This is a genomic window from Euryhalocaulis sp. (assembly GCF_013911995.1).
GTDB classification, from domain to species: domain Bacteria; phylum Pseudomonadota; class Alphaproteobacteria; order Caulobacterales; family Maricaulaceae; genus Euryhalocaulis; species Euryhalocaulis caribicus.
In genome coordinates this window covers 60,348-76,800 of record NZ_JACESD010000004.1, presented here as the reverse complement: position 1 = coordinate 76,800, position 16,453 = coordinate 60,348, and the positions used below count along the sequence as shown (strand labels likewise).

Sequence of the window (16,453 nt, the reverse complement as noted above, 5' to 3'; positions counted from 1 at the left end):
ACACAAAAACGTCATTCGCGGCGCGGTTAATTCCGCTTGCCGCAATCCACCCCTCGCTTATAACCGGAGCGGAGGGTAAGGAGCCTCGCGACATGTCCCCCATCACCATGCCCTGTCCGCAATGCAATGGCGCCGGCGCAAGCGCGGATCTTGATTGCAAGGATTGCGACGGCGTTGGCTTCCTGAACATCAAGCCCGAAGCGGTTCGCATGGTCACGCAGGGCCGCACGCCCTCCGCGGCCAAACCGGCCAAAATCTAGCCCGCTTCCTTCAGCCAGCCGCGCAGATCGGATTTTTCATCTCCCGCCAGCGCCGGCGGCGGCGTCAGGCCTTTGGTCAGCATCATGCGCGCGGCCATGTGATCGGCCGGCTGGTTCACCGAATCCACGGCGATCAGCGCGTCATCCCGGTAATAGAAAATGGAAAATGCGTCGGCTTCCGGGTCGCCGCGTTCGACAGCGCGGTCGAAGCCGGCCGGTATTCCAGCCGTCTGTAGCCGCACGTCGAACTGGATGGTCCAGAACCACGGAATATCGGCATAGGGCGCGCCCTTGCCGCAGATCGTCCGGGCCACGGCGCGGCCCTGATCGGCGGCGTTCTGCACGGATTCCAGCCGCGCATCGCACCCGGCCGCGCGGCAGGGGAATTTTGCGCAATCGCCAATGGCGAAGATCGCCCGGTCTCCGGTCTGCAGCATGGCGTCCACCACGATGCCGTCATCGACCGCCAGACCCGCCTCCTCCGCTAGGTCCGTGTTCGGCGTCACCCCAATGCCGATGATGATGAGGTCCGCCTCGCGCGTGCGGCCATCCGCCAGTTCCATTCCGCGGGCCTTGCCGCCCTCGCCCGTGATCCGCGTGACCGTGGTTCCCAGATTCATCACCACGCCGCGATTCATGTGCAGGCGTTCAAAATAGTTTGAGATTTCGGGCGGGGCGACGCGGGACAGGACCCGGTCCTCCGCCTCGATCACCGTCACGGGCAGCCCGGCCTTGCAGGCCGCCGCCGCGACCTCAAGCCCGATATAGCCGCCGCCAATCACCGCGCAGGAGGAGGCGCGCTCGAACCGGGCCTTCAGGTCCCGGGCGTCGTCCAGTCCGCGCAGGCTGACCACCCCGTCCAGATCCGCGCCCTCCACCGGCAGGGTGCGGACGCGCGCGCCGGTCGCCAGGACCAGGTGGTCATAGGCCAATGTCCGCCCGTCGCTGAGCGCGACGGTCTTTTCCGCGCGGACAATCCGCTGCGCCCGGACGCCGGTGATGATGTCTATGTTCTGCTGCTCAAAGAAGGCGGCGGGGCGGAACCACAGGCTGTCGTCATCCTTGGCGCCGGAGAGATATTCCTTGGAAAGCGGCGGCCGCTGATAGGGCAGATACGGCTCGTCCCCCACCAGCGTGACGGCGCCCTCATAACCGTCCGCGCGCAGGCTGGCCGCGCATTGATAGCCGCCCTGCCCGCCGCCAATAATCACCACGCCGCCCATGCGATATTCCCGTCCGCGTTGCCGATCCGAATGCCATGGTCCTAGATCAGCGCGCGAACGGCGCCAAGCGCGCGGGACCGGAGCGGCAATTCGCTCAGTTCCCGTTCATTTCCCGCCTGTTCTACTGTTATTACGGCGACGGAATGGTCCGCCATGCCCGTTAGACGCATTCGAAACACTTTGGGAAACGGTTACGCTTGATGTCGAACACGAACTCCAGACGGCGCGCGCGCCGCATTCGCCGCTGGGCCCTGATTTCCGGCGCCGTTGTTATCGCGGCCGCCGCGGTATGGTGGTTCTGGCTGCGCGGGGGCGAGGAAGCGCCGGAGTACCGCACCGCGGACGTCACGCGCGGCGACATGGAATCGTCGATCTCCGCGCTCGGCTCCATTCAGCCGAAATTCTATGTCGATGTCGGCGCGCAGGTGTCCGGCCAGCTGGAAAACCTGGCCGTCGAGGCCGGGGACGCGGTGACGAAGGGCGATCTGCTGGCCGAGATCGACCCGACCGTTCTGGAGTCCCGCGTCGACGCCAGCGAGGCGCAGCTGAGGCAGCTCCGCGCCTCCTACGAGGAACAACAGGCCCAGCTCCAGCTGGCGCGGTCCGAGGAAGCGCGCGCGCAATCGCTGTTCGAGGCGAACGCCATCAGCGGGCAGGAGCTGGATTCAAGCGCCGCCGCGCTGAAAGTCGCGCAGGCCAAGCTGGTCCAGCTGGCCGCCCAGATCGACGGCGTGGAATCCACCCTGCAGGGTGATCGCGCCAACCTGGACTACACGCGCATCTACGCCCCGATGGACGGCACGGTGGTGTCCCTGACCGCGCTGGAAGGCCAGACGCTGAACGCCAACCAGACCACGCCGACCATCCTGCGCATTGCGGACCTGTCCGTGATGACGGTCGAGGCGGATGTGTCAGAGGCCGATGTCAGCCGCGTGCGCGCCGGCATGCCCGCCTATTTCAACACGCTGGGCGAGCCGGACCGGCGGTGGGAGGCGACGGTGCGTCAGGTCCTGCCGCAGCCGGAAATCGTCAATGACGTGGTGCTCTACAAGGCGCTGATGGATGTCGCCAATGAAGGCCAGGCCCTGCTGCCGGACATGAGCGCGCAGGTCTTCTTCCTGCTGGGCGAGGCCAGCGACGTGTTGAAAGTCCCCGCCATGGCGGTGCGTGATGCGCCCGCCCGCGGCGAAGGCCCGGCGGCGGCGCGCGGCGGCGATGATCAGGGAAGCGGCGGCGCGGCGCGCAAGATGGTCATGGTGATGACCGATGACGGCCCCCGGCCCCGCCCGGTGCAGGTGGGCCTGAGCACCCGCACGGAGACGGAAATCGTATCCGGCCTGACAGAGGGCGAGCAGGTGGTCATCGGCGGCGCCATGCCGGCGCGGCCCGAGGGAGGGCCGCCGGGCGGCGGGCGGCGGTTCGGCCGGTGAGCGCGCCCCTCATCGAAATTACGGATGTCTCCCGCGTCTATAATGCGGGAGAGAACGAGGTCCGCGCGCTGGACGGCGTCTCCCTGACCATACGGGAGGGCGAGTTCGTCGCCATCATGGGCCAGTCCGGCTCTGGCAAGTCGACCCTGATGAATCTTCTGGGCTGTCTGGACCGGCCAACCGCCGGCCAGTACCGGGTGCGCGGCCTGGACGTATCGGACATGGACGCGGACGAACTGGCCGCGCTGCGCCGCGACACGTTCGGCTTTGTCTTCCAGCGCTACAATCTTCTGACCACCGTCAGCGCGCTGGAGAACGTGGAAATTCCCGCCGTCTATGCGGGCCGCAAATATGAGGAGCGCGAGGAGCGCGCGCTGGACCTGCTCTCGGACCTCGGCCTCGAAGACCGGGTGCATCACCGCCCGTCCGAGCTATCGGGCGGCCAGCAGCAGCGGGTTTCGGTCGCCCGCGCCCTGATGAACGACCCGGAAGTCATTCTTGCCGACGAGCCGACCGGCGCGCTGGACAGCCGCTCCAGCGGCGATCTTCTGAGCCTGCTGGAAGATCTGCACGGCCAGGGCCGCACCGTCATCCTGATCACCCACGACCCGGAAGTCGCCGCCCGCGCCCACCGCCAGATCGAAATCCATGACGGCCATATCGTTTCCGACGCCGGGGCGGCGGACGCGCCCTCCGCCCCGGTCGGGGGCGATGTCGCGCTCAGCCGCGGCTCGACGCCCCTGGCCCAGGTTGGCGAAGCCGTGAAGATGGCGTTCCGTTCGCTGCGCGTGAACCTGTTCCGCACGGCCCTGACCCTGCTGGGAGTGGTGATCGGCGTGGCGGCGGTTGTCGCGATGCTGGCGATTGGCGAGGGCAGCCGTCAGGACGTGCTGGCGCGGTTCGAGACCCTTGGCCCTGACCTTCTCTTCGTCCGCCCCGGCGCGCCCAATACGCGCGGACGCGGCAGCGATATCGCCACCCTGACGATTGACGACGCCGGGGCGCTGACCGAAATCGGCAACATTGCCTACGCGGTGCCGGAGCGGAACAGCCGCGCCACGCTGCGCGCCGGCGCCACCGACTACCAGACCAGCATTCTGGGGACGAGCGCCGACTATGACGAGGCGCGCAACTGGCCGGTGGCGAACGGCGCCTTCTTCACCGACGACGATGTCAGCCGTTACGCCTCGGTTGCGGTGGTCGGCTCCACGGTGGCCGAAACGCTCTATCCCGACGAAAACCCGATCGGAAAATTCGTGCTGGTCGGCGGCGCGCCGTTCGAGATTACAGGCGTTCTGGAAGCCCGCGGCGCCAGCAGCTTCGGCTCCGACCAGGACGACATCGCGATTATTCCCATAACCACGGGCTTCATGCGCCTGTTCGGTCAGCAATTCCTGAACGGGATCACGCTGCAGGTCGCCGACACCTCCGCCATCAGCGAAACGGAGGAAGCGGCCCGGCAAATGCTGATCCAGCGCCACGGGCAGGAAGATTTCCGCTTCTTCAACGCCGGCGCGCTGATCACCTCGATCGAGGATTCGCAAGCCAGCTTCACCATGCTTCTGGGCTCGGTCGCCGCCATTTCGCTGCTGGTCGGGGGCATTGGCGTGATGAATATCATGCTGGTCAGCGTGTCCGAGCGAACGCGCGAAATCGGCATCCGCATGGCGACCGGCGCGCGCATGTCCGACATTATGATCCAGTTCAACACCGAGGCCCTTGTCGTGGGCGCTCTGGGGGGCGTAATCGGGGTCGGAATCGGAATTTGTGTCGCAATTGCGTTAAACGGGGCTGGCATTACGACGGTTCTGACCCTACCTCCCGCCCTGTTGGCGTTTTCCAGCGCGCTGATTACTGGTCTGATTTTCGGTTATCTGCCGGCTCGCAAGGCGGCCCGCCTCGATCCGGTCATAGCTCTCGCCTCGGAGTAGCATTCATGTTTTCCAAAGCCGTCCCTCTGGTTCTTGCCGCCGCGTTCAGCGTGTCGGCCTGCACGACTTTCCAGCCCGTCGACACCGACGAGGTCAATATTCCCGCCGATTACAAATACGCGGCGGACGTCGAGGCGGCCAAGCCCGACCCGGCCTGGTGGACCGGCTTTGGCGAGCCCTCCCTGAATGGTCTTGTCAGCGAGGCGATGGACTCCAACGAGTCGATCGAGGCCAGCCTGCAACGGGTGGAACAGGCGCGCGGCGCGCTGCAAATCGCGCGGGCGCCGCTGCTGCCCTCGATCAACGGGTCCGTGAACGCCAGCCTGCGTGACGGCTCGGGCTCCGGCGTCTCCAGCTTCCAGCCCAGCGAAAGCGTCTCCGCCGGCGTCTCGGCCTCCTATGAGCTGGATCTGTTCGGCCGCAACCGCGCCCAGGCGCGCTCCGCAGAGTCGCAGCTGGCCGCCACCATCTTCAACCAGCAGGCGCTGGCCCTGACGGTGCAGTCCGATGTCGCCGCGTCCTATTTCACCCTGCTGGCGCTGCGCGACCGGATCGAGGTGGCGCAGGCCAATATCGACGCGACCGAGCGGATACTGGAGCTGGTCGAGACGCAATATGACGCCGGCGCGGTGTCCGGTTTCGACCTGGCGCGTCAGCGCAGCGCCGTGGCTTCCGCCCGCGCCCGTCTGCGCCCGCTGGTCCAGTCCGCCCGCCAGACCGAGCACGCGCTCGCCGTGCTGCTGGGCGAAACGCCGGAAGCGTTTGCCGCGCCGCAGGGCGATCTGACCGCCATCACCACCCCGGCCATCGAAACGGGCCTGCCGTCCGATCTGCTGCTGCGCCGGCCGGACCTTCTGGCGGCCGAAGCACAGCTGGCCGCCGCGGAAGCCAATATCGACGCGGCCCGCGCCGCGTTCTTCCCGACCATTGATCTGGGCGCCAGCCTGACCGCCCAGGACCTGACCAATTCCTCCGACCTGGTCAGCCAGCTGACGGCGGGCCTCCTGCAGCCGATCTTTGCCGCCGGCCGCCTCGAAGGCGGTCTGCAACAGGTTCGCGCGCAATATCTGGAACTGGCGGCGAATTATCGCCAGACCATCCTGAACTCCCTGCGCGACGTGGAAGATTCCCTCGTCTCGCTGGAAGCGGCGGAACGGCAGGAAGAGGATCTGCGCCAGGCGGCCGAGGAAGCCGGACGCGCGTTCGAAATCGCCGAGGTTCGCTATCAGGCGGGCGCAGACGATCTGATCTCCGTCCTCGACGCGCAGCAGAACCTGCTGACGGCTCAGGACAGTCTCGTCCAGGCGCGCCAGCAACGCCTGACAGCGTCCGTCAGTCTTTACCGGGCGCTGGGCGGCGGATGGTAGTCTGAGGCCAGAATAACGTGGATAACCTCTAAATTGTCGCGAAACCGCGATTGATTTTCCCCTGAAAGTTGATCTTAACTGATCGTTAACTCTAGCAGACCGTGAAGAATTCACGTCCCGCTCAGAGTTGATCCCGCCTTGCCCGCCCTGAAAGCCGGCGATGCGCGGGGGCCGCCAGGGGGAAGTGTGACTGACAGCGATTATCCCGACACGGATCCGGCGTGGCGCAACGCCGCCGCGATCTTTGCCGTACTTCTCATCGTGATCCTGCTGGCCGCGGCGGCTTACTGGATGATGCACGGACGCGACCGGCTCTGGCCGCGGCCGTCCGATCCGCCGCTGGACGCGGCGCTGGGCTGTTCCCTGTCACAGGCCGAGTGCCGCCTGCAAACCGCCCGCAACGCCATGGGCGGCGACCTGACGGCGACGCTGCGGCTGGTCGATTACTATACGGGCAACGCCCCCGGCGGCGCCGATACGCGCGACCTGACCGAGGCTTATGTCTGGGCCGGCATCGGCAAATGCTCCGTGACCGTCGGGGAGCTGGATTTCGAGCACCGCTTCCAGCGCGACCGCGCCGCCACCTATCTGGACGCCATCACGCCGCAGCTTTCCTCCAGCCAGCTGGACGCCGCGCGCCACAGGCTGACCGATCAGCTCAAAGGGCTGGGGGTTTCCGGCTATATCATCGTCGGCGACATGCACATGGCCGGCTGCGCGCTGGAGCGCGACCTTGTCCGCGCGGGCGCCTATTTCATCGCGGCCGCCGAATTTGACGGGTTCGGGTCCGACATCGCGGAGGCCCGGTGGCAGGAACTCTATCCCCGCCTCTCCTCCCGCGAGGCGGCGCTGGCGCGGCAATACGCCCAGCAGCTGTCGATTTCCCGGCGCGGCGGCTCCCTGCCCATTCTGGAGGCGGCGCTGCGCGCCGACGAAATTGACGTCGATGACCTGCAGATCGCCCTGATCGATCTGGGCCATCTGCGCGGGACCGTGGACGGGAAAATCGGGCCGCAGACCCGCGCCGCCGTGCGCAGCTTCCAGGAATGCGAAGGTCTGGCCGGCAATGGCGAGCTGTCGCCCGACCTGCGGGTGCGCATCATCCAGACCGCCGCCCATGGCAGCCTGGCCGATGACGATTTCCTGCCGCGCGGGGCCGCCAGCTGCCATCTCAGCCGCGGCAGTCCGCATTCCTCCCTGGTGCTGGGCATGATGTACATGTCGGGCGTGGGCGTTGCGCCGGACCTGAACCGGGCGGAGAACTATCTGCGCGCCGCCGCGCGGCAGGCCGGGCCGGAAGTGGACCGCCGTTTCAAGGTTTCCGGGCGCGCCAATCTGGGCCTCGCCCTGCTCACCTACAAATACAAGCTGCCGGAGGCGGCGACCGAGCCACAGCAACAGGCCCTGCTGGCCGAGACCTGCGAATATTTCAAGCGCGCCGATTCCTATCCGGGCGAACCGCTCGCCCATCTGCGGGAGGATATCGCCCGGCTCCGGACCGCGCTCGACCCCTATATGAGTTCTGGTGACTGCAGAGGTCCGATCCGCCGATGACCCGCCCTATCTTCGCCCTCGCCGCGCCGCTGGCCGCTCTGGCCGCGCTCGCCGCCGCGCCCGCTCCCGCCGCCGCGCAGGACCGGCCGGACTATTACGCCGTGCCGGACGCCAAGTGCACGGGCGAGCATCGCTACGGCAAATATTACGAGCATTGCGCCTATGACGCGGCGCTGGACCGCGACCGCTACGGCTATGGCGAACCGCGCCGGAAAAAGCCGCATGGCCATGGTCACCGGCCGCCGCCCGCCCCGGTCGTGATCTCCGATCCCAACCATGTTCTGGTCGAACCCGGCGGAACCCAGAGCATCGGCGCGTTCGGCGATCTTCAGGCCGCCATCGCCTACGCCATTGATGGCGGGCGCATCGTGGTCAAGCCGGGCACATATTATCTCGACCAACCTCTGGATATCGACAAATCACTGACCATTGAGGGTCTGGGCCCCTACGGCTCCATCATCATCCAGCCGCGCGGCGCGGCGTGTCTGGCCTTCAATCCGCCGACCCGCACCAACGCCCCGGCGCTGTTCATCTCCAATGTCCGTTTTGCCCCGCGCGGCGGCGCCGAGAGGCCCCGGGTGCAGCCTGTGCAACCGGTTCTGGCCGGCGGCCCGTCGGGTTTTGTTTCCGGCGGATTGATTACGCCCTCCTCCGAGAGCGCGCCCGGAACCTCGACCAGCCCGTGCATCGAAATCCGTCAGGGCTTCGTGCGGCTGGAAAATGTGGAGATGGATCTGCGCACCTCTCATGGCGGCGGCGTGCGCCTGATCGAAGGCGACCTGGAAGTTTCCGGCGCCGTACTGGTCGGCCCGGCGGAGACGGGCTACGCCTATCCGGAGACCCTGCCCGTCCGCCCGTCAGAAATTATCGAACGCTCGCCCTGCGACTGGGGCGGATATGGCGTCTGCGTCGCGGGCGGCGACGCCAGCGTGAAGGAAAGCGAGATCGCCGGCTTCCCGGTCGGCCTGCGCGCCAAGTCCAATACGGTGGTCGAGGAAACGCTGTTCCAGCGCAACGGCGTCGGCCTGGACATCGCCCAGACCGGCGACCGCTTCGCCGCCTCCCCCGGCGTGGTGTTGCTGGACAGCACGCTGCAGCTCAATGATGTCGGCCTGCTGCTGCGCTCCAGCTATCCCGGCGACATCCGCGCCTCCAGCTATGTGATCACCAATAACCGGGTCGCGGGCCTTTATGTCGGCGCGCCGCCGTCCGGCCGGTGCGAATTCTCATCCAGCGCCCGCATCACCTATAATGGCCGCCGTCCGGCCCTGTTATGGAGCGAGGGAGAACTGGCCGGCTGGGCGCGCAATCAGGACCGCTCCTACGCCGCGCCCTACGGCTCCGACAATATCTGGACGACCCGCGGCGCGGCCTATGATTGCCGCATCCCGGTGTACTAGACGCAGACAAACCGCCCGCCGCCCCTTTATTTTCTCCTTGTTGCGAGCCATTTGCATCACGCAACGCAATTCGAGGAGACAAGAGGGCATGCCGAACACCGCCGTAGCGACGCCTGAACAGGGCCAGGAACTGGCCCCCTGCCGCGCTTCCGACGAGACGCTGGAGCTGTTGCTGACCCGCCGCTCGACCGTCGCCGGGTCAATGAGCGAGCCGGGACCGGACGCCGGCCAGCTGCGCACGATCCTCACCGCCGCCGCCCGCGTGCCCGACCACCGCAAACTGGCGCCGTTCCGCTTCATCGTCCTGCAGGGCGAGGCCCGCACGAAAGCCGGCGAGGCGCTGGCCGGGGCCAGCCGCGCCGATCATCCCGATTTCCCGCAGGAACGTATCGATTTCGAAGGCGCGCGCTTCACCCGCGCCCCGGTCGTGGTCGCGGTCGTTTCCTCCGTAAAGGATGACGGAAAGACCCCGGAATGGGAGCAGGTGCTGTGTTCCGGCGCGGTCTGCCAGAACATGATCATCGCGGCGTCGGCCAGCGGTTTCGCCGCGCAATGGCTGACCGAATGGTACGCCTTCGACCGCCGCGTTCTGGACGCGCTGGGCCTGACGCAGGACGAACGCATCGCCGGTTTCGTCTATATGGGCACGGCCACCGAAACGCCGCTTGAGCGTCCCCGCCCGGACCTCGACGCCCTGATCACCGAATTTCGAGCCTAGTGCGCGACGCCGTCGGACCGGAAAACGGCGGCGGCGGTCATCAGCAATATTTTCATATCGAAGACAAAGCTGCGCCGGGCCAGATAATCCCGGTCCAGCGCCACTTTTTCTTCAATCGATAACCCGTCGCGTCCCTTTACCTGCGCCCAGCCGGTCAGGCCGGGGCGCAGCCGGTCCACGCCCGCCTCAGCGCGCAAGGCGATCAGGTCCTGCTGGTTATGAAGGGCCGGGCGCGGCCCCACGAAGCTCATCGCGCCGGTCAGGATCGGCCATAGCTGGGGCAGTTCATCCAGGCTGGTCTTGCGCAGCACCCGCCCCGCCGGCGTCACCCATTGCGCCGGGTTCTCCAGCAAATGCGTGGCGACGTCCGGCGTGTCGATCCGCATGGTGCGGAATTTCGGCATGGCGAACAGCGCGCCGTTCCGTCCCGCCCGGCGCGACCAGTGAATGGCCGGCCCCGGCGTTTCCAGCCGCACGATCACGGCGATCACCGCCAGAACCGGCGCCAGCACGATCAGGGCGCAGGCCGCCGCGGCGATATCGAAAGCGCGTTTCATTGGCCGCGCCGCTAGCGCGCCTGACCGCTCAGCAGCGCGTCGAAATAGGCGATGGTCTGGACCAGCCCTTCGCGCAGCTCCACCGAGGGCCGCCAGCCCAGAACGCTTTCGGCCTGTGAAATATCGGGGCGACGCTGGCGCGGATCGTCCTCCGGCATCGGCCGGTGCTCCAGCTGCGACTTCGATCCGGTCATCTCGATAATCTGCTCGGCCAGCGTTCGCACGGACACTTCATGCGGATTGCCCAGATTGAACGGGCCGGTCACGGCTTCGTCCGTGTCCATCAGGCCCGTCAGGCCCGCGATCAGGTCGTCGACATAGCAGAAGGAGCGCGTCTGCTCCCCGTCGCCAAACAAGGTGATCGGCGCGTCGTTCAGCGCCTGCACGATGAAATTGGAGACCACCCGTCCGTCATTGGGGTGCATGCGCGGCCCGTAAGTATTGAATATCCGCGCCACCTTGATCGGCAGGCCGTGCTGGCGCCGGTAATCGAAGAACAGCGTCTCCGCGCAGCGCTTGCCCTCGTCATAGCAGGACCGGATCCCGATCGGGTTCACATGGCCCCAATAATCCTCGGTCTGCGGATGCACTTCCGGATCGCCATAGACCTCGCTGGTCGAGGCCTGGAGGATTTTCGCGTTGGTCCGCTTGGCCAGCCCCAGCATGTTGATGGCGCCGTGCACGCTGGTCTTCGTCGTCTGGACAGGGTCGTGCTGGTAGTGAACGGGCGAGGCCGGGCAGGCCAGATTGAAAATCTCGTCCACTTCCACATAGAGCGGAAACGTCACGTCGTGACGCATCAGCTCGAAGCGCGGATTGTCCAGAAGGTGCTCGATATTGGCGCGCGCGCCGGTGAAGAAATTATCGGCGCAGATCACCTCCGCCCCGGCCTCCAGCAGCCGCTCGCACAGATGCGATCCCAGAAAGCCCGCTCCGCCTGTAACCAGAACGCGCCGCCGCGTGTGAAATGACCGATCCATGGTGCGTGGCTACGCCTCTATGTTGTTGAATCTTCTTATTTGCGGGTATAGGCCAGTCGCCGCGAACGCCGAATCCAGCTCAAAACCCTCAACCGGGGTGTTAAAGCAGAGCGAGCACGCCTCTGAAAGCGCTTGATGTTTTTAGTGATTTGGTTTGAACCCTGGCCCCGCTTGCGCTTTTATAAGCGCGGGGCATCTGTCGTGGGGGCGATCGGAGCATGATAGACAAATTGATCGGCGCACGCCGCCATTTGAAGATTGGCTTCGAATCTCTGGCGGCCTTTGGCGCCTTGTTTGTCGCTCACGCCCTTATCCAGCCTGATCTTGTTCTGGGCCTCGGCGCGACCGTCGAGAATATCTATCCTTTCGACCTGATCTTCTTCGCCGCCGTCTCCGCTGTCTTTGCGCTGCTGCTTCAGACGCACCGCATCGTCTGGCGGTTTATTTCCATCGTCGATTTCGGACAGGTGTTCCTGTCGGTGATCCTCAGCTGCCTGGCGCTGGTCGCCTTTTTCGCGGCGGCGCTTTCGGATTTCCCCTACCGCATGACGCTGCTGGCCTGCGCGCTCTACATGATCGTGTCGATCGGCGCGCGGCTGGTCTCCCGGCTGATGCGGCAGGACAGCTTCTCCTTCTCCCATCTGCGGCGCGACGAGGACGATCCCCGCGACCGGATGCTGATCATGGCCAGCGTGGCCGAGGCCGAGCCCTTCCTGCGCCAGATGCGCTATGGCCCGCGCGGCAATCGCCGCGTCGTCGGTCTGGCAACGCACGATTACCGCCATCTGGGCCAGCGCATTCACGGGATCGAGGTTGTCGGCTCCTCCGATGATCTGGAATCCGCCATCAAATCGCTGGACCGCCGGGGCGAGCGCCCCAGCATGCTGGTCATTTCCAGCATGGTTCGCGACACCGACGAGGTCCGCGGCCTTCTGAAGACCGCCAGCCAGTTGAAACTCACCCTCGCCCGCCTGCCGGAGATCGAGTCGATCAACGAGACCCAGCGCGTGCGGGTCAAGGAAGTCGCCCTGGAAGACCTGCTGGTGCGCCAGCCCGTGTCCATCGATTTCGACTCCGTGCGCGATCTGGTGAAGGGCAAGCGCGTGCTGGTCACCGGCGCCGGCGGCTCCATAGGGGCGGAAATCTGCCGCCAGGTCGCCGCGCTCGGCTGCGGCCAGCTGGTGCTGCTGGATCATTCCGAATACGCGCTGCACAACATCCTGCAGTCGATCCGCGAGGATTATCCCGGCATCGACAGTCTGGACGTGCTCTGCGACATCCGCGATCTCGGTTATCTGCACGACCAGTTCGCGGCCATCCAGCCCGACATCGTGTTCCACGCCGCCGCCCTGAAACACGTCCCCATCGTGGAGCGCCACCCGCTGGAGGGCGTGCGCACCAATCTGTTCGGCACCCGCAACGTGGCGCAGGCCTCCATATCGGTGGGCGCCGAACACATGGTGCTGATCTCCACCGACAAGGCGGTTCAGCCCGAAAGCGTGCTGGGCTCCACCAAGCGTCTGGCCGAGCTGTATGTGAAGCACCTGGCCGGCTCCTCGATGGCCCGCAAGACCTGTTTCACCACGGTGCGCTTTGGCAATGTGCTGGGCTCCACCGGCTCGGTCGTGCCGCATTTCAACCGCCAGATAGAGATGGGCGGGCCGGTCACCGTCACCCACCCGGAGATGGAACGCTATTTCATGACCATTCATGAGGCGGTCCAGCTGGTCCTGCAATCGGCGACGCTCAACGCGGCGCGCGAGGCGGCGGACGGCATCTTCGTGCTGGAAATGGGCAAGCCGATCCGCATCATCGACCTCGCCAATCAGCTGATCCGCCTGCACGGCATGGAGCCGGGGCGCGATATCGAACTGAAAATCTCCGGCCTGCGCGAAGGCGAACGCCTGCGCGAGGCGCTCTACGCCCCCAGCGAAATGGTCGAGCCGTCCGGCGTCGAAGGCATTATCTGCGTGTCCGAAAACGGCTCCGCCCCGCGCGTGGACGACGCCGTGATCGACCGCCTGGAAGGCCTGATGGAGGGCGGCCCGGACACCACGCGGCTGTCCAGCCTTCTCAAGGACCTCATCATCACCCCGTCCGGCGGCAGCTATCACTAAGCTTCACGGCTGAGTGACCCCGCCGCCGCGAAGGCTTGAACCGCGGGCAACAGTCTTTAAGTCAGGACGAACGGTTTTCTGACAACGGATTCGCTATAACCATGTCCGACGCACGACACGCGAAAGTTCTCATCATCGGCTCCGGCGCCGCCGGCTACACCGCCGCCATCTATGCGGCGCGCGCCATGCTGGACCCGGTCATCATCACCGGCCTGCAGCCCGGCGGACAGCTGACCATTACCACGGACGTGGAGAACTATCCCGGCTTCGCCGACGTCATCCAGGGCCCCTGGCTGATGGAGCAGATGCGCGAACAGGCCGAACATGTCGGCACCGAAATGGTCAATGACACCGTGACCGAGGTGGACCTTCACAGCCATCCGTTCCGCGCAAAGACTGATAGCGGACAGGAATGGACGGCCGACTCCGTCATCATCGCCACCGGCGCCCAGGCGAAATGGCTGGGCCTGCCGTCGGAGGAACACTTCCAGGGCTTTGGCGTCTCCGCCTGCGCGACCTGCGACGGGTTTTTCTATCGCGGCAAGGAAGTCTTCGTGGTCGGCGGCGGCAACACCGCCGTCGAGGAAGCGCTGTTCCTGACCAATTTTGCCTCCAAGGTGACGCTGGTTCATCGCCGCGACTCCCTGCGCGCCGAGAAGATCCTGCAGGATCGCCTGTTCGACCACGAGAAGGTCGAGGTGATGTGGGACAGCGCGCTGGAGGAAGTCACCGGCGACGAGGACCCGCGCGGCGTCACCGGCGTGCGCATCAAGAACGTGAAGACCGGCGACATCACCGATCACGCGGCGGACGGCGTCTTCATCGCCATCGGCCACGCCCCGGCGACGGAGCTGTTCACCGGCAAGGTCGCGATGAAGGATAACGGCTACATCATCACCGCGCCGGACTCGACGGCCACCGATATCGCCGGCGTTTTCGCGGCGGGCGACGTGACGGATGAGACCTATCGCCAGGCCGTGACGGCCGCCGGCATGGGCTGCATGGCGGCGCTGGAAGCGGAAAAATTCATCCACACGCTGCGCGTCACCACCGCCGAAGCGGCGGAGTAAGCCGCCCCCACTGGACGGCGCGGCGCGCGCCCGGCATTGTGAGCGTATGCTCACGCGCCTTCATACGACCCGTGAAAAACTGATGCGCGCCGCGCTGGAAATCGTGGCGGAGGACGGTTTTTCCGCCACCACCACCGCGGCCATCGCCACGCGGGCCGGGTTTGCCGAAGGCACGCTCTACCGGCATTTCAAAGGCAAGGATGACCTGCTGATCGAGGCATACCGCCAGTACAAGCGGGAGGTCTTTGAGAGCGCCCTTGCCGCCTATGACACGTCCGACAGCCCGGAAGCCCGCTTCAAGTCCCTGTGGCTGGCCGTTTATTGCGCTCTCAGCGCCGATCCCGAAGCCTGCGTTTTCGGCGCCCGTTTCGCCGAATCCTCCCTCTCTCTGAAAGAGGGCGGCGCGGCGCATGAGCAGATGAACGCCACGCTCACCGAATTCCTCTCAGACCCGGCCGCCGCGCCGCAGGTCAAGCCCATGCGCCCGGAACTGCTGGCCGCCCTCTTCTACGCCCCCATCACCGGCCTCCTGAAAGCGGAGCGGCAAGGCGTGAAATGGACGGAAGAGGACGTGAACGCCGCCGCCCAGGCCGCCTGGGACAGCTGGCGCAAACATTAAAGCGGAGCGACCGCCGTGGCGTAATCCATGGCGGTCCTTGAACCGTTGCCGCCGGGACTGGCCTCACCGGCGTTGCAGGCTAGCCCTGAACTGACCGGGCGTCATGCCCGCCATGTCCTTGAAGGCGCGGTTGAAGGGGCCGATCGAGCCAAACCCGCACTCCATCGCGATGGCGAGGATCGAGCAGCCGGCCATGTCCTCTCGGGCCAGCAGCGCCCTCGCCTCCTCTATCCGGTAATGGTTCACCATCCGGTTGAAGTTGGAAAAGCCGAGCGGGCCGGTAATGCATTGGCTGATCTTGTATTCAGGGTGACCCAGCCTGCGCGAGAGATCCGCCACCTTCAGCTCGGGGTCGCGGTAGATATGCTCGCTCTCCAGAAGCTCGGCGACCCTGCCGGCGAGCTGCCGGTCGCCGGTCAGACGGGTCTTCGGCCTGCGGCGTTCATCGCCCGCAAGAGGGTGATACATGCGATACCAGACGGCTGCAGTGCCGCCGATGAGCGCCACACAGGCGCAGATCGCCTGTGCCGTCTCTTCCCACGGACCCGCTTGCGGCACGCTCCGGAACCATATCACTGAAACCGCCAGAAGGACGCCGTAGCCTCCAAGGAAGGCGAACCGGAATCTCCGTTCGGCCGGCGCGCTGCCGCGCCCGGCTCCGTCCGCCGCCTCGACAAAGGTCATCAGCAGCACCGTCGAAGCGATAAGAGAGTGCACATTATCGAATGCGCGCAGCATTGATCCCTGCCCGGCAGCCCCGCTGCCGGCCGCGTAAAGCAGAACACCGGTCAAGAACAGGATAGCGACCATAATTTCCGGCCAGTTCCGCCGGGCGCCGGGCGGGCGGAAAAGGCTACGGGCGAGGAGCCAGCTCAGACCACACGTTACGCTGCTGGCGACGTGCAGAACGACATCAAGCGCCGGCGCCGCCTCGCCAATGACGTAGCTAAGCACGAAGGCCGCGACAGATCCTGTAAAGAGCGCCCAGTAGATGAAAAGCGGGGGAAGTGGACCGGCGGGCAGAATTCGCCCGCTGGCAGGCCCTTCAGTCCCCGCCGTGAAGAGGCGTGTGGCGATCACGGCGGCTCCCTCCTGAAATCTCGCGCTGACCGGCACACTAGGCGTGGCCGGCATATCGGACAAGACAGGCGGATTTTCTTTGGCCGATTTCCAAATCGGCAAGACGGCGCGGTTCCCAGCGGTTGAAGACAAGCCGTGGAGCGATGG

14 protein-coding genes are annotated in these 16,453 nt (G+C 65.9%); 10 read left to right on the top strand and 4 right to left on the bottom strand.

Annotated elements, in window-relative coordinates; translation table 11 throughout:
- Positions 1-92 precede the first annotated feature (92 nt).
- Entirely contained in the window at positions 93-260 is a 168-nt protein-coding gene (locus H2040_RS01970; RefSeq protein ID WP_022696443.1) for a hypothetical protein, read from the top strand.
- Here the strand turns inward: H2040_RS01970 and H2040_RS01965 are convergent.
- Complete coding sequence (locus H2040_RS01965; protein ID WP_287153935.1) at positions 257-1,483, bottom strand: NAD(P)/FAD-dependent oxidoreductase; 1,227 nt, start codon at positions 1,481-1,483, stop codon at positions 257-259. The genes H2040_RS01970 and H2040_RS01965 overlap by 4 nt on opposite strands.
- A 200-nt stretch (positions 1,484-1,683) precedes the next feature.
- Between H2040_RS01965 and H2040_RS01960 the strand changes: the two genes are divergently transcribed.
- From H2040_RS01960 to H2040_RS01935, 6 genes are all read left to right on the top strand, one after another.
- Positions 1,684-2,913: an efflux RND transporter periplasmic adaptor subunit gene (locus tag H2040_RS01960; RefSeq protein ID WP_287153933.1), complete on the top strand. Its 1,230-nt coding sequence runs from the start codon at positions 1,684-1,686 to the stop codon at positions 2,911-2,913.
- Positions 2,910-4,844, top strand: a complete 1,935-nt coding sequence (locus H2040_RS01955; RefSeq protein ID WP_287153931.1) for a MacB family efflux pump subunit — start codon at positions 2,910-2,912, stop codon at positions 4,842-4,844. Before H2040_RS01960 ends, H2040_RS01955 begins: the two co-directional genes overlap by 4 nt.
- 5 nt (positions 4,845-4,849) lie before the next feature.
- Positions 4,850-6,211 carry an efflux transporter outer membrane subunit gene (locus H2040_RS01950; RefSeq protein WP_287153930.1) on the top strand — a complete coding sequence of 454 codons (1,362 nt, stop codon included), beginning with the start codon at positions 4,850-4,852 and terminating at the stop codon, positions 6,209-6,211.
- Positions 6,212-6,397: 186 nt separating this feature from the next.
- Positions 6,398-7,765, top strand: coding sequence for a peptidoglycan-binding protein (locus H2040_RS01945; protein WP_287153928.1), 1,368 nt, complete (start codon positions 6,398-6,400; stop codon positions 7,763-7,765).
- Positions 7,762-9,165 (top strand): hypothetical protein, encoded by a 1,404-nt coding sequence (locus H2040_RS01940; RefSeq protein ID WP_287153926.1) that lies wholly within the window; start codon positions 7,762-7,764, stop codon positions 9,163-9,165. Before H2040_RS01945 ends, H2040_RS01940 begins: the two co-directional genes overlap by 4 nt.
- Positions 9,166-9,253: 88 nt before the next feature.
- Positions 9,254-9,883 (top strand): nitroreductase family protein, encoded by a 630-nt coding sequence (locus H2040_RS01935; protein WP_287153924.1) that lies wholly within the window; start codon positions 9,254-9,256, stop codon positions 9,881-9,883.
- On the opposite strand, the gene H2040_RS01930 is transcribed toward H2040_RS01935, so the two are convergent.
- Entirely contained in the window at positions 9,880-10,440 is a 561-nt protein-coding gene (locus tag H2040_RS01930) for a sugar transferase (protein WP_287153922.1), read from the bottom strand. The two genes, H2040_RS01935 and H2040_RS01930, sit on opposite strands and share 4 nt — an antisense overlap.
- 11 nt (positions 10,441-10,451) lie before the next feature.
- Positions 10,452-11,420 carry a UDP-glucuronic acid decarboxylase family protein gene (locus H2040_RS01925; protein ID WP_287153920.1) on the bottom strand — a complete coding sequence of 323 codons (969 nt, stop codon included), beginning with the start codon at positions 11,418-11,420 and terminating at the stop codon, positions 10,452-10,454.
- A gap of 218 nt (positions 11,421-11,638) precedes the next feature.
- Here H2040_RS01925 and H2040_RS01920 point away from each other — a divergent pair, with 218 nt between their 5' ends.
- The 3 genes from H2040_RS01920 (at position 11,639) to H2040_RS01910 (ending at position 15,226) form a co-directional block, all read left to right on the top strand.
- Positions 11,639-13,537 (top strand): nucleoside-diphosphate sugar epimerase/dehydratase, encoded by a 1,899-nt coding sequence (locus tag H2040_RS01920; protein ID WP_022696432.1) that lies wholly within the window; start codon positions 11,639-11,641, stop codon positions 13,535-13,537.
- A gap of 101 nt (positions 13,538-13,638) precedes the next feature.
- Positions 13,639-14,607 carry a thioredoxin-disulfide reductase gene (gene trxB / locus H2040_RS01915; RefSeq protein ID WP_022696431.1) on the top strand — a complete coding sequence of 323 codons (969 nt, stop codon included), beginning with the start codon at positions 13,639-13,641 and terminating at the stop codon, positions 14,605-14,607.
- A gap of 46 nt (positions 14,608-14,653) precedes the next feature.
- Positions 14,654-15,226 (top strand): TetR/AcrR family transcriptional regulator, encoded by a 573-nt coding sequence (locus H2040_RS01910; RefSeq protein ID WP_287153916.1) that lies wholly within the window; start codon positions 14,654-14,656, stop codon positions 15,224-15,226.
- A 63-nt stretch (positions 15,227-15,289) separates the two neighbouring features.
- On the opposite strand, the gene H2040_RS01905 is transcribed toward H2040_RS01910, so the two are convergent.
- Positions 15,290-16,306, bottom strand: a complete 1,017-nt coding sequence (locus H2040_RS01905; protein ID WP_287153914.1) for a helix-turn-helix domain-containing protein — start codon at positions 16,304-16,306, stop codon at positions 15,290-15,292.
- Between the last annotated feature and the right edge of the window lie 147 nt (positions 16,307-16,453).